Here is a 13,744-nt window from a genome sequence, read left to right on the forward strand (position 1 = left end):
CCTACGTATAGATCCGACCCGAGGCGACAGGCGCCTCAAGAGACAGGACCCTGCGTGCCCGCGACCCCTAAAAATGTGCCCGAGCCGAGCCGTACCGACCCGGCTCTGATCCGTAATTTCTGCATCATCGCGCACATCGACCACGGCAAGTCCACGCTCGCCGACCGGATGCTCCAGCTGACCGGCGTGGTCGACCAGCGCCAGATGCGCGCTCAGTACCTCGACCGCATGGACATCGAGCGCGAGCGCGGCATCACGATCAAGTCCCAGGCGGTGCGTCTGCCCTGGGCCCCCACGGAGGGGCCCGAGAAGGGCAGTACGCACGTTCTCAACATGATCGACACCCCGGGGCACGTGGACTTCACGTACGAGGTGTCGCGCTCGCTGGCGGCCTGTGAGGGCACGATCCTCCTGGTCGACGCGGCGCAGGGCATCGAGGCTCAGACTCTCGCCAACCTCTACCTGGCGATGGAGAACGACCTCAAGATCGTCCCGGTGCTCAACAAGATCGACCTGCCGGCCGCCCAGCCGGAGAAGTTCTCCGAGGAGCTCGCCAACCTCATCGGTTGTGACCCGGAGGACGTGCTGAAGGTCTCCGCGAAGACCGGCATGGGCGTCGAGGCGCTCCTGGACAAGGTCGTCGCCGAGGTCCCGCCGCCGGTCGGTGTCGCCGACGCCCCCGCGCGCGCGATGATCTTCGACTCGGTGTACGACTCGTACCGCGGCGTCGTGACGTACGTCCGTGTGGTCGACGGCCAGCTCAACAAGCGTGAGCGCATCCGGATGATGTCCACCGGAGCCACGCACGAGTTGCTCGAGATCGGTGTGTCGTCCCCCGAGATGACCCCGGCCGACGGCATCGGCGTCGGCGAGGTGGGCTACATCATCACCGGCGTGAAGGACGTCCGTCAGTCCAAGGTCGGTGACACGATCACCTCCCTGCACAAGGGCGCCACCGAGGCCCTCGGCGGTTACAAGGACCCGAAGCCGATGGTCTTCTCGGGTCTGTATCCGCTGGACGGCTCGGAGTACCCGGACCTGCGCGAGGCCCTGGACAAGCTGCAGCTCAACGACGCCGCGCTGGTCTATGAGCCCGAGACGTCCGCCGCCCTCGGCTTCGGCTTCCGCGTCGGTTTCCTGGGACTCCTCCACCTCGACGTGATCCGTGAGCGGCTCGAGCGCGAGTTCGGACTCGACCTCATCGCCACCGCTCCGAACGTGGTCTACCGCGTGATCATGGAGGACGGCACCGAGCACACCGTCACCAACCCGAGCGAATTCCCCGAGGGCAAGATCGACGAGGTGTACGAGCCCGTCGTACGCGCCACGATCCTCGCCCCGAGCGAGTTCATCGGCTCGATCATGGAGCTGTGCCAGAACCGGCGCGGTGTCCTGCTCGGCATGGACTACCTCTCCGAGGACCGCGTGGAGATCCGCTACACGCTGCCGCTCGCCGAGATCGTCTTCGACTTCTTCGACCAGCTGAAGTCCAAGACGCGGGGTTACGCCTCGCTGGACTACGAGCCCACGGGCGAGCAGTCCGCGCAGCTCGTCAAGGTCGACATCCTGCTGCACGGCGACAAGGTCGACGCGTTCTCCGCCGTCACCCACAAGGACGCCGCGTACGCGTACGGCGTGCGCCTGGTGGCCAAGCTGCGCGAGCTCATCCCGCGCCAGGCCTTCGAGGTGCCCGTCCAGGCCGCGATCGGCTCCCGGGTCATCGCCCGCGAGACCATCCGCGCCATCCGCAAGGACGTCCTCGCCAAGTGTTACGGCGGTGACATCTCCCGTAAGCGCAAGCTCCTGGAGAAGCAGAAGGAGGGCAAGAAGCGCATGAAGATGGTCGGCTCCGTCGAGGTGCCGCAGGAAGCCTTCATCGCGGTGCTCTCCAGTGACGACAGCGGTCCCGGCAAGGCGAAGAAGTAGTCGCACGCCTCGGCCGCCGTCCCGTCCGGCACGGGCGTCACACAGGCATCTCAGCGGGTCCGTCGCGCTCTTGCGCGGCGGACCCGTTCTTGTAGGAAGTGACAGGCAGAAGCCCCTTACGCACCGGGCTTCGGCGCTCTACTCTGATCACTGCTCGTAGGTTACTCGCAAGTTAAACAAGACCAGCAGCCGCCAGCCAGTCGCCGCATAGTCGCGGGTCCGGAGGATGTCGTGAGCGACACACAGACCTTGATCGAGAACCGTCCGCCGTCCGTGGCCCAACTCTTCCTGGAGCGCGTGGCGGCCACGCCCGACGCGGAGGCCTACCGCTACCCGGTGCCCGCCGCGTCCGGCGAGGGCCCCGACGACTGGAAGTCGCTGAGCTGGGGACAGGCCGCCGAGCGCGTCTACGCCATCGCGGCCGGTCTGATCGAGCTCGGCCTCGCGCCCGAGGACCGGGTGGCGCTCGCCTCGTCCACGCGGGTCGAGTGGATCCTCGCCGACCTCGGCATCCTCTGCGCGGGCGCGGCCACCACCACGGTGTATCCGCAGACCAACGCCGAGGAGTCCACCTACATCCTGGCCGACTCCGACAGCCGGGTCCTGATCGCGGAGAACGCCGAGCAGCTCGCCAAGGCGCGCGAGAAGCGGGCCGAGCTGCCCGATCTGCGGCACGTCGTGGTGATCGACGCCGAGGACGCGGGGCCCGCCGAAGGCGACCCCGAGGGCTGGGTGCTCACCCTCGCCGACCTGGAGGCGCGCGGCGCCGCCCATATGGAGAAGAACCCGGAGGCGGTCAAGGAGCGGATCGCCGCCATCACCAAGGACCAGCTCGCCACGATCATCTACACCTCCGGCACCACCGGTAAGCCCAAGGGCGTGCGCCTGCCGCAGGACAACTGGTCGTACATGGCCAAGGCCATCGCGGCGACCGGGCTGCTCGGCCCGGACGACGTGCAGTACCTGTGGCTGCCGCTCGCACACGTCTTCGGCAAGGTGCTGACCTCCGGCCAGATCGAGCTCGGGCACGTCACCGCGGTCGACGGCCGCGTCGACAAGATCATCGAGAACCTGCCGGTGGTGCAGCCCACGTACATGGCCGCCGTGCCGCGCATCTTCGAGAAGGTCTACAACGGGGTCGCGGCCAAGGCACGGGCCGGCGGCGGCGCCAAGTACAAGATCTTCCTGTGGGCCGCCGAGGTCTCCCGCGAGTACGCGAAGGTCAGCCAGGACAACTTCCGCAGGACCGGCAACGCCTCCGTGCCCTTCGGCCTCGGCGCCAAGCACAAGGTCGCCGACGCGCTCGTCTACTCCAAGCTGCGCGACGCCTTCGGCGGACGCCTGCGCGCCGCCGTCTCCGGGTCGGCCGCGCTCGCCCCCGAGATCGGCTACTTCTTCGCCGGCGCGGGCATCCACATCCTGGAGGGCTACGGCCTGACGGAGTCCTCGGCGGCCTCCTTCGTCAACCCCGGCGAGGCCTACCGCACCGGCACCGTCGGCAAGCCCCTGCCCGGCACCGAGGTCCGGATCGCCGACGACGGCGAGATCCTGCTGCGCGGCCCCGGCATCATGGAGGGCTATCACGGCCTCCCCGAGAAGACGGCCGAGGTCCTGGAGTCCGACGGCTGGTTCCACACCGGCGACATCGGCGAGCTGTCCGCCGACGGCTATCTGAAGATCACCGACCGCAAGAAGGACCTGATCAAGACCTCCGGCGGCAAGTACATCGCGCCCGCCGAGGTCGAGGGCCAGTTCAAGGCCGTCTGCCCGTACGTCTCCAACATCCTGGTGCACGGCGCCGACAAGAACTTCTGCACCGCTCTGATCGCGCTCGACGAGCCGTCCATCCTGGCCTGGGCCAAGGACAACGGCCTGGACGGCAAGAGCTACGCCGACGTGGTCGCGGCCCCGGCGACGGTCGCCCTGGTCGAGGGCTATGTGAAGGAGCTCAACGAAGGCCTCCAGCGCTGGCAGACCGTCAAGAAGTTCAAGCTGCTGCCCCGCGACCTGGACATCGAGCACGGCGAACTGACGCCCAGCCTCAAGCTGAAGCGCCCCGTCGTCGAGCGCGAGTACCAGCACCTGATCGACGAGATGTACGCGGGTTCACGCGAGGCCTGAGCCCCGGTTCCCGTACGCGGGCGGGGTGGTGCGCGACTCTCGGGTCAGCCGCCGCCCCGCCCGCGCCGCATCTCCTTCACCAGCTCCTCCATGTGCGTCACGTGGTGGCGCAGCTCGAGGATGTCCCCCAGGCTGCTGGCCGCCATGTGCGTCTCGATGGCCGAGAGGCGGGCCGCGAGCTCGTCGAACTGCTGCTGCTCGCGGGCCAGGATCTTCTCCAACTGCTGGTTCTTGCGGTGCAGTTCGAGGAAGACGGTGACCTTGGCCCGCAGCACCCAGGGGTCGAACGGCTTGGTGAGGTAGTCCGCGGCACCCGTCGCGTAACCCCTGAAGGCGTAGCCCGCGTCGTTGTCGGTGCCCGTCAGGAAGATGATGGGCACGTCCTTGGTCTGGTCGAGCCGTTTGATGTTCGACGCGGTCTCGAAGCCGTCCATCCCCGGCATGCGGACGTCGAGGAGGATCACGGCGAAACGTTGGCGCAGTAGGGCCTTCATCGCTTCCTCGCCCGAACGGGCGCGTACCAGTGGTTCGTTCAGTGAACCCAGGACGGCTTCGAGCGCCATCAGGTTGTCCTCCATGTCGTCGACCAGGAGGATGCTCGCGCGGTTGTCGGTCAGGACCTCTGTGCTCATGGTGACAGTGCCTCACTCGATCGTCGGCGGAACAGCGGCCTCCCCATGAGCGCCTGCCGGTTCCGGTGCGACGGTCGTTTCTGTGGTGGTGGGGGTGTCCGGCCCGGTGCTGTCCGCGCTCTCGGGTGCCAGGAGCGCGCAGGCGACGGTGAGCAACTGGTCCACATCCACGGGTTTGGGTACGTAGTCGTTGGCGCCCTGCTCGATGGCCTTCTCGCGGTCGCCGGGCATCGCCTTGGCGGTCAGCGCGATGATCGGAAGGCCGGTCCAGCGTGGGGTGCGGCGGATCGCGGCGATGGTCTCGTAGCCGTCCATCTCCGGCATCATGATGTCCATCAGGATGAGGTCGGTGTCGGGGTTGCGCTCCAGGGTCTCGATTCCTTCGCGGCCGTTCTCCGCGTAGAGGACCGGCATGCCGACGCGGCTCAGCACATGGGTGAGCGCGAAGACGTTGCGGATGTCGTCGTCCACGATCAGGACGCGGCGACCACGCAGTATGCGGCCCGCGGGTCCCTCGCGGTACTCCTCCAGCTTCGTCGGCGTCGGCCAGCTGTCGTTCTGTTCGTGGAAGGTGTGCGGGGACATGGTGACCCGCTCCTCCTGCGGCTCCGGCGTGGTCAGCGACCTGGTCGCCGCGTACGCCGCCGCCGCCGGGCCGTGGCCGGGATGCACCACGGGGACGTAGAGCGAGAACGTGGAGCCCTGCCCCGGGCTGCTCTCCGCGGTGATGCGGCCGCCGAGGAGGCCGGCGATCTCGCGGCTGATGGAGAGACCGAGGCCGGTGCCGCCGTACTTGCGGTTGGTGGTGCCGTCGGCCTGCTGGAACGCCTCGAAGATGGCCGGGAGCTGATCGGCGGGGATGCCGATGCCGGTGTCCGTGACGGCGAAGCAGAGGCGGTCGCCGCCGTCGTGGAGCCGCCGGTCCCCGGTGTTCTTGACGCGGCTGACGCGCAGCTCGACCCGGCCGCTCGCGGTGAACTTGACCGCGTTCGACAGGAGGTTGCGCAGGATCTGCTGGAGCCGCTGCTCGTCGGAGAACATCTCGCGCGGCACGTCCTCGCCGACCGACACCTCGAAGGCGAGACCGCGGTCCAGGGTGAGGGGGCGGAACGTCGCGTGGACGTAGTCGAGGACCTTGATGAGGGGGAGCTTCTTGGGCCGTACGTCCATCCGGCCCGCCTCGATCTTCGACAGGTCCAGGATGTCGTTGATGAGCTGCAGGAGGTCGGAGCCCGAGCGGTGGATCGTGGTCGCGAACTGCACTTCCTGGTCGGAGAGATGACTGTCCGGGTTGTCGGAGAGCAGCCGGGCCAGGATGAGCAGGGAGTTCAGCGGGGTGCGCAGCTCGTGCGACATGTTCGCGAGGAACTCCGACTTGTACTGCGACGACGTGGCGAGGAGCGCCGCCTTCTCCTCCAGTTCCGCGTTCGAGCGCTGCAACTCCGCCTGTTGGAGCTGGAGTTCGTCCGAGCGGTCCTGGAGCTGCGTGGCGAGCCGCTGGGACTCGCTGAGCAGTGATTCCGTACGGGAGTTGGCGATGATGGTGTTGATCGCGACGCCGATGGTGCTCACGAACTGGTCGAAGAACGCCAGGTGCACGTCCGAGAAGCGGGAGAACGTGGCCAGCTCGATGACGCCGAGCAGCTTGTCCTCGAAGAGGATCGGGATGATCACCAGGCTGGCCGGGGCGGCGTCCCCGAGCCCCGAGGTGATCTTGATGTAGTCGGGCGGCACCTCGTCCACGAGGATCCGCTTCTTCTCCAGGGCCGCCTGCCGCACCAGGCCGTGCGCGGGCATCGCGCCCGTGTCGACGACCGAGCCCTGCGCGGAGCCGTACCCGGCGATGAAGGCGAGCCCCTTGACCGGGGGAGTCTGCAGCGTCGTGGCGTCCCCGGCCTCCGGGTCGGCCAGGAAGAAGGCGCCGTACTGCGCGTTCACCAGCGGGGTCAGCTCGCGCAGGATCAGGTCCGCGACCTCCATCAGGTCACGGTGGCCCTGCATCAGACCCGCCAGACGGGCCAGGTTCGACTCCAGCCAGTCCTTGGCGCGGGTGGTCTCGCGGAGGTTGGAGACCATGACGTTGATGTTGTTCTTGAGCTCGGAGACCTCGCCGCGGGTCTCGACGGTGATGGACCGCGTCATGTCACCCTGCGCCACGGCCGACGCCACCTCGGCGATCGCGCGGACCTGGGTGGTGAGGTTCAGGGCGAGTTCGTTCACGTTCGTCGTCAGGCGCTTCCATGTGCCGTAGACGCCCTCGACCCGTGCCTGGCCGCCCAGTTGGCCCTCGGAGCCGACCTCGCGGGCCACGCGGGTGACCTCGGAGGAGAAGGAGGACAGCGTGTCCACCATGGTGTTGATGGTGGTCTTCAGCTCCAGGATCTCGCCGCGGGCGTCCACGTCGATCTTCTTGGAGAGGTCGCCCTGGGCCACCGCCGTCGCGACCTGCGCGATGTTGCGGACCTGACCTGTGAGGTTGTCGGCCATGTAGTTGACGTTGTCGGTGAGGTCCTTCCACACGCCCGACACGCCGAGCACCTGGGCGCGCCCGCCGAGCCGGCCGTCCGTGCCGACCTCGCGGGCCACGCGGGTCACCTCGTCCGCGAAGGCACGCAGCTGCTCCACCATCGTGTTGACGGTGTCCTTCAGCTCCAGGATCTCGCCGCGCGCCGTCACCGTGATCATCTTGGACAGGTCGCCGTTGGCGACGGCCGTGGTGACCTGGGCGATGTTGCGCACCTGAGAGGTGAGGTTCAGCGCCATGAAGTTGACGTTGTCCGTGAGGTCCTTCCAGACCCCGGACACGCCGCGCACCTGGGCCTGGCCGCCCAGGTTGCCCTCGGTGCCGACCTCGCGGGCCACACGCGTGACCTCGTCGGCGAACGCGGAGAGCTGGTCCACCATCGTGTTGATGGTCGACTTCAGTTCGAGGATCTCGCCCTTCGCCTCGACCGTGATCTTCTTGCCGAGGTCTCCCTGGGCGACGGCCGTCGACACCAGAGCGATGTTGCGCACCTGAGAGGTGAGGTTGTCGGCCATGAAGTTGACGTTGTCCGTGAGGTCCTTCCAGACCCCGGACACGCCGCGCACCTGAGCGCGACCGCCCAGGTTGCCCTCCGTGCCGACCTCGCGGGCCACACGCGTGACCTCGTCGGCGAACGCGGAGAGCTGATCGACCATCGTGTTGACCGTCGACTTCAGCTCCAGGATCTCGCCCCGGGCGTCGACGGTGATCTTCTGGCTCAGGTCGCCGTTGGCGACGGCCGTGGTGACCTGGGCGATGTTGCGCACCTGAGAGGTGAGGTTGGACGCCATGAAGTTGACGTTGTCCGTGAGGTCCTTCCAGACCCCCGAGACGCCACGGGCCTGCGCCCGGCCGCCCAACTGACCCTCGGTGCCGACCTCGCGGGCCACTCGGGTCACCTCGGCCGCGAACGCGGAGAGCTGCTCCACCATCGTGTTGACGGTGAGCTTCAGTTCGAGCAGCTCACCCGTCGCCTCGACCGTGACCGTCCGCGTCAGGTCGCCCTGCGCCACCGCCGTCGTCACCAGGGCGATGTCGCGCACCTGGGCGGTGAGCCGGGAGGCCATCGTGTTGACGGCCTCCGTCACGTCACGCCAACTGCCCGAGAGGCCACGCACCTTGGCGCGCCCGCCGAGCCGCCCCTCCGTGCCGACCTCACGCGCGACCCGGGTGACCTCGCCCGTGAAGAGCGACAGCTGGTCGACCATCGTGTTCACCGCGCGGCCCAGACGCCGCAGGTCTCCCCGCAGCTCACGGGAGCCGTCGTGCAGATCCACGCGCTGGGTGAGGTCACCGCCCGCGACCGCGTTCAGCACGCGCGTCGCGTTGGCCGCCGGGGCGACCAGGGAGTCGAGCAGGGAGTTGGCGTCCGCCACGCGCGTGGCCCAGCTGCCCTGCCCCGGACTCGCGGTGAACCGCTCGTCGAGATGGCCGTGCCGGATGATCTCCCGGCGTACGCGCGTGAGCTCGCTGTCGAAGTGCAGGGAGCGGTCGAGCATCTCGTTGAACACCGTGTGCAGCTCGGCGACCACGCCGTGGCCACCCACCGTGACCTTGGTGAAGTCCCCGTCACGCGCCGACCGCATGGCGGCCAGGAGGTTGCGCAGATCGGACGCCGCTTCCGGGGCGGTCTCCGAAAGGTTTTCTACTGCTGCGTCCGGATCGTTCCCGGTGCGCGACTGAGGTGTCGAAGCTGGTTTCGGCGCCGGAATCCGACCGTAACCGAGCGCGGGCATAGCACTGTTATCACTCATAGCGGCCCACTTCAGTAACTCGGTGCTTATGGGCGTGGCCAGTCTGTCACTCTGTCCGTGTCGCCTGAGGCGTATTCGACCGAACTGCTCAGGAGCCGAAACGTGGGGTCCATTCCGATGCAACGGGAGACCACTTTCCGTGCGCCCGCCCAGCCGGGGCACCAGCCCGGTCCGCCGGCGGTGGTGTGCACATCGCTGCCCGGAAACCCGATGGCGCCCGCCGCCGCACGAAGGTTTGTGCGGGCCGCGCTCGCCGACTGGGTCGAACTCGCCGTGCCCGCCGCCGCGGGCGTCACCGACCGCCTCGCGGACGACGCCGTACTACTGGTCAGCGAGCTCGTCACGAACGCCGTCGTGCACGCCGGCACGACGGTCGAGCTGGTGTGCAGGCTCGACGAGGCAGGCCTGGGGGAGAACTGCGACACCCTGGTCATCGAGGTCTCCGACCACCACCCCGCCCGCGCGGTCCGCAGCGAGCCCGCGCCCCAGCAGCCCGGCATGCCCGAGTACGGCCGCGGCCTCCAGCTCGTCGCCACCCTCTCCGACTCCTGGGGCATCACCTACCGCACCGGCACCAAGGCCGTCTGGGCCCGCCTCCCCGTCGGCGACGTACAGGCCGGACAGGCGGGACAGGAGATCGAGTCGTACGCGAGTGAACAGGCCGCGCAGCGGGGTCTGCGCACCGCCGAGATCCTCGCGCCGCTGCCCAGACGGATCACGCACGACACAGAGTGGGTCAACCGGGGCGCGCTCACCTTCCTCGCCGAGGCCTCCGACCTGCTCGCCGGGCAGTTCGACGAGGACCTGGTGGCCGCGCTCGCCGGGCAGCTGCTCGTGCCGCGGCTCGCGGACTGGTGCGCGGTCTGGCTCGACGACGAGGCGGAGGTCGCGCCGCGCGGCTCCGCGAGCGGGGGCACGGGCTCCCGGCTCGCCCGCGTCTGGCACACCAGCGAACAGCGGATAGAGGAACTGCGCCGCAGCCTGGAGAAGGACCCGCCCCAGCTGCTCGACGAGGTGGGCTCCGGCGCCGTCCCCGTGCCCTGGCCCGGCGAGACGTCGGCGGGAGACGCGAACGGCACGGCCCTGGCGTACCGCCTCACGGCGGGCGGCCGTGTGCTGGGCACGCTCATCATCGGGCGGGCCGGGATGCTGCGCTTCGCGGACGAAGTCACCGGCCTCATCGAGGACTTCAGCCGCCGCGTCGCCCTGGCCATCAGCGCGGCGCGGCGTTATCAGCGCCAGGCCACCATCAGCCAGGTCCTGCAGCGCGGGCTCCTGCCGAGCTCCGTCGCGGACATCCCCGGCGTGAGCAGCGGCGTCGTGTACGAGCCGCGGGACAAGGGCGGACCGGGCGGCGACTTCTACGACGTGTTCCAGGCGGGCAAGGGCCGCTGGTGCTTCGCGCTCGGCGACGTCCAGGGCAAGGGCGTCGAGGCCGCCGTCGTGATCGGCCTCGCCCGGCCCTGGCTGCGGCTGCTCGCCCGCGAGGGGTACGAGGTCGCGGAGGTGCTCGACCGTCTCAACCAGCTCCTCCTCGACGACGCCACGGAGGCGGCGGACGCGGCCGCGGCGGTGGTCGCGGTGGCGGGCGGCCAGGGCGTGCCGCCCGACGGGGCCACCTCCCGCTTCCTCTCCCTCCTCTACGGCGAGCTGGTGCCCATGGACGACGGCGGCGTCCGCTGCACGGTGGCCAGCGCGGGGCACCCCCTGCCGCTCCTCCTCTCCCCGGACGGGACGGTCCGCTCGGCGGCCACGCCCCAGCTGCTGCTCGGGGTCGTCGACGACGCGACGTACAAGAGCGAGACCTTCGAGCTCCGCACGGGCGACACGCTGCTCTGCGTCACGGACGGGGTGACGGAGCGACGCACGGGCCAACGAATGTTCGACGACAGCGACGGCCTCGCCGAGGCCCTCGCCGGCTGCGCGGGCCTCGACGCGGGCTTGGTGGCGGAACGGATCAAGCGCTTGGTGCACGAATTCTCGGAGCGGCCGCCGGATGACGATTTGGCGGTGCTTGTGTTGCAGGCGCGGTGAGGGGGGGGTGGGGGTGCTTGTGTTGCGGGTGCGGTGATCTGTAGGTGAGGGGCGGTGGCGGCGTTCGTTCTCTTCGGGGTGCGGGACAATCGGGGTATGCCTTCCGCACTGCCCGATGGTGAGCCCATGCCCGAGGACGGGGCCCTGCCCGCGTCCGCCCTCGCGGGTGCGGGGTCGCGTCCGCTCGGCTTCTACCTGCACGTCCCGTACTGCGCCACGCGCTGCGGGTACTGCGACTTCAACACCTACACCGCGACCGAGCTGCGCGGCTCCGGCGGTGTGCTCGCCTCGCGCGACAACTACGCGGACACCCTGATCGACGAGGTGCGGCTCGCACGGAAGGTGCTGGGGGACGACCCGCGCCCCGTCCAGACCGTCTTCGTCGGGGGCGGTACGCCGACGCTGCTCGCCGCGGCCGACCTCGTCCGCATGCTGGGGGCGGTGCGGGACGAGTTCGGGCTCGCGGACGACGCGGAGATCACCACCGAGGCGAATCCGGACTCCGTCGACCCGGCCTACCTCAGCGAGCTGCGGGCCGGGGGCTTCAACCGCGTCTCCTTCGGAATGCAGAGCGCCAAGCAGCACGTACTGAAGGTGCTCGACCGTACGCACACCCCCGGCCGGCCCGAGGCCTGCGTCGGGGAGGCGCGGGCGGCGGGCTTCGAACACGTCAACCTGGACCTCATCTACGGCACCCCTGGCGAGACCGACGACGACTGGCGGGCCACCCTCGACGCGGCCATCGGCGCCGGGCCCGACCACGTCAGCGCGTACGCCCTCATCGTCGAGGAGGGCACGCAGCTTGCCCGGCGGATCCGGCGCGGCGAGGTGCCGATGACGGACGACGACGTGCACGCGGACCGGTACCTCATCGCCGACGAGGTCCTCGGGGGCGCCGGATTCTCCTGGTACGAGGTGTCCAACTGGGCCACGTCCGATGCCGGGCGGTGCCTGCACAACGAGTTGTACTGGCGTGGGGCCGACTGGTGGGGGGCCGGGCCGGGGGCCCACAGCCATGTGGGGGGCGTGCGGTGGTGGAACGTCAAGCATCCCGGGGCTTACGCGGGTGCGCTGAGCGCTGGGCGCTCGCCGGGGGCCGGGCGGGAGGTTCTTGCCGAGGAGGATCGGCGGGTGGAGCGGATTCTGCTGGAGCTGCGGCTGCTTGAGGGGTGTCCGTTGTCTCTCCTTCGCCCCGCCGGCCTTGGGGCCGCGGGGCGGGCCCTCGCGGATGGGCTCCTCGAGGCGGGGCCCTACGAGGAGGGGCGGGCCGTGCTTACCCTGCGGGGGCGGTTGTTGGCGGATGCGGTGGTGCGGGACCTGGTGGACTGATCGGCTGGGGTTCGGGCGGTCCCTGCGGGGCTTTCCCCAATCCCGCCCCTTCCCGAAACTGGGGCTCCGCCCCAGACCCCGGTCCTCAAACGCCGGACGGGCTGAAAACACCTGACCCGGGTGGGTGGGTGCCGATGGCTGCGCCGGGGGCCGGGCGGGCAACCGCGGGGCAATCGGGCGGGTGGGCGGGGAAGATCCGCCGCGGAGCGGCGGGCCCGTTCGGACCTGTAGTCGGCTGCGGCGGGGCCCCGGGGGCTGGGTGGGCAGCTGCGGGGTGAACGGGTGGGTGGGTGGGAGACATCCGCCGCGGAGCGGCGGGCCCGTTCGGACCTGTAGTCGGCTGCGGTGGGGTCCCGGGGGCTGGGTGGGCGGCTGCGGGGTGATCGGGTGGGTGGGTGGGGAAGTTCCGTCGCGGAGCGGCGGGCTTGTTCGGGCCTGTAGGTGGCTGCGGTGGGGTCCCGGGGGCTGGGTGGGCGGCTGCGGGGTGATCGGGTGGGTGGGTGGGAGAGATCCGTCGCGGAGCGGCGGGCCTGTTCGGCGGGCCTAGGCCCAGGGGCCCGAAGCTCGCCGCAGGCCCCCGTACGCTACTCCGCCGTGACGAAGTCGATCAGTTCCTCCACGCGTCCCAGCAGCGCAGGCTCAAGATCGCGGTAGCTGCGCACCGAGCCCAGGATCCGCTGCCACGCGGCGCCCGTGTTGGGGGGCCAGCCCAGCGCTTCGCAGACGCCCGTCTTCCAGTCCTGGCCGCGCGGGACGCGGGGCCACGCCGCGATCCCCACCGACGACGGCTTCACCGCCTCCCACACGTCGATGTAGGGGTGCCCCACCACGAGGGCCGAAGGAGAACTCACCTGCGCCGCGATCCGTGATTCCTTCGAGCCGGGCACCAAGTGGTCCACCAGGACGCCCAGGCGCGCGTCGGGCCCGGGGGAGAACTCCTCGACGATCCCCGGGAGATCGTCGATGCCCTCCAGGTATTCGACGACCACGCCCTCGATCCGCAGGTCGTCGCCCCACACCCGCTCGACGAGCTCCGCGTCGTGCCGTCCCTCGACGTAGATCCGCCCGGCGCGGGCGACCCGGGCCCGCGCCCCCGGCACGGCCACCGAACCCGACGCGGTACGCGTGGCACGTACCGGAGTGGAGGCAGCGGACGGGCGGACCAGCGTCACCGTCCGGCCCTCCAGAGCGAAGGCACCCGGCGTCATCGGAAAGACGCGGTGCTTGCCGAAGCGGTCCTCCAGGGTCACCGTCGGACCCTCCGCCGTCTTCTCGCAGCGGATCACCGCCCCGCAGAAACCGGTGCTCAGCTCCTCCACCACGAGGTCCGCCTCCGCGGCGACCTCCGGCACGGGCTTCGGCTTCTTCCACGGCGGGGTCAAGTCTGCGGAGTACTGGCGCATTCGCATGACGATAAGAGAAGC

General features: G+C 69.8%; 7 protein-coding genes. 4 read left to right on the forward strand and 3 right to left on the reverse strand.

Annotated features, from left to right (window positions below; translation table 11 throughout):
* Positions 1 to 54: 54 nt before the first annotated feature.
* Positions 55 to 1,926, forward strand: a complete 1,872-nt coding sequence (lepA, locus tag AB0M70_RS06765; RefSeq protein ID WP_365817063.1) for a translation elongation factor 4 — start codon at positions 55 to 57, stop codon at positions 1,924 to 1,926.
* 231 nt (positions 1,927 to 2,157) lie between these two features.
* On the forward strand, positions 2,158 to 4,047 hold the full coding sequence (locus AB0M70_RS06770) for an AMP-dependent synthetase/ligase (RefSeq protein WP_365817065.1): 1,890 nt from the start codon (positions 2,158 to 2,160) through the stop codon (positions 4,045 to 4,047).
* Between the two features lie 44 nt (positions 4,048 to 4,091).
* On the opposite strand, the gene AB0M70_RS06775 is transcribed toward AB0M70_RS06770, so the two are convergent.
* Complete coding sequence (locus AB0M70_RS06775) at positions 4,092 to 4,679, reverse strand: response regulator (protein WP_365817067.1); 588 nt, start codon at positions 4,677 to 4,679, stop codon at positions 4,092 to 4,094.
* A 12-nt stretch (positions 4,680 to 4,691) separates the two neighbouring features.
* Positions 4,692 to 8,789, reverse strand: a complete 4,098-nt coding sequence (locus AB0M70_RS06780) for a HAMP domain-containing protein (protein WP_365817069.1) — start codon at positions 8,787 to 8,789, stop codon at positions 4,692 to 4,694.
* Positions 8,790 to 9,059: 270 nt separating this feature from the next.
* On the opposite strand from AB0M70_RS06780, the gene AB0M70_RS06785 reads away from it, so the two are divergent.
* Positions 9,060 to 10,991, forward strand: a complete 1,932-nt coding sequence (locus tag AB0M70_RS06785; protein ID WP_365817071.1) for an ATP-binding SpoIIE family protein phosphatase — start codon at positions 9,060 to 9,062, stop codon at positions 10,989 to 10,991.
* Positions 10,992 to 11,087: 96 nt separating this feature from the next.
* Positions 11,088 to 12,320, forward strand: coding sequence for a radical SAM family heme chaperone HemW (gene hemW, locus AB0M70_RS06790; protein ID WP_365817073.1), 1,233 nt, complete (start codon positions 11,088 to 11,090; stop codon positions 12,318 to 12,320).
* Between the two features lie 584 nt (positions 12,321 to 12,904).
* Here hemW and AB0M70_RS06795 read toward each other — a convergent pair.
* On the reverse strand, positions 12,905 to 13,723 hold the full coding sequence (locus AB0M70_RS06795) for a DUF3097 domain-containing protein (RefSeq protein WP_365817075.1): 819 nt from the start codon (positions 13,721 to 13,723) through the stop codon (positions 12,905 to 12,907).
* Between the last annotated feature and the right edge of the window lie 21 nt (positions 13,724 to 13,744).

Origin of the sequence: Streptomyces sp. NPDC051214, assembly GCF_040682375.1 — a bacterium.
GTDB lineage: Bacteria > Actinomycetota > Actinomycetes > Streptomycetales > Streptomycetaceae > Streptomyces.

What these genes read in the sequence shown, in the direction of transcription:
- AB0M70_RS06775 (WP_365817067.1), bottom strand. Translation starts at nt 4,679, where the DNA reads ATGAGCACAGAGGTCCTGACCGACAACCGCGCGAGCATCCTCCTGGTC.
- AB0M70_RS06780 (WP_365817069.1), bottom strand. Translation starts at nt 8,789, where the DNA reads ATGCGGTCGGCGCGTGACGGGGACTTCACCAAGGTCACGGTGGGTGGC.
- hemW (WP_365817073.1), top strand. Translation starts at nt 11,088, where the DNA reads ATGCCTTCCGCACTGCCCGATGGTGAGCCCATGCCCGAGGACGGGGCC.
- AB0M70_RS06795 (WP_365817075.1), bottom strand. Translation starts at nt 13,723, where the DNA reads ATGCGCCAGTACTCCGCAGACTTGACCCCGCCGTGGAAGAAGCCGAAG.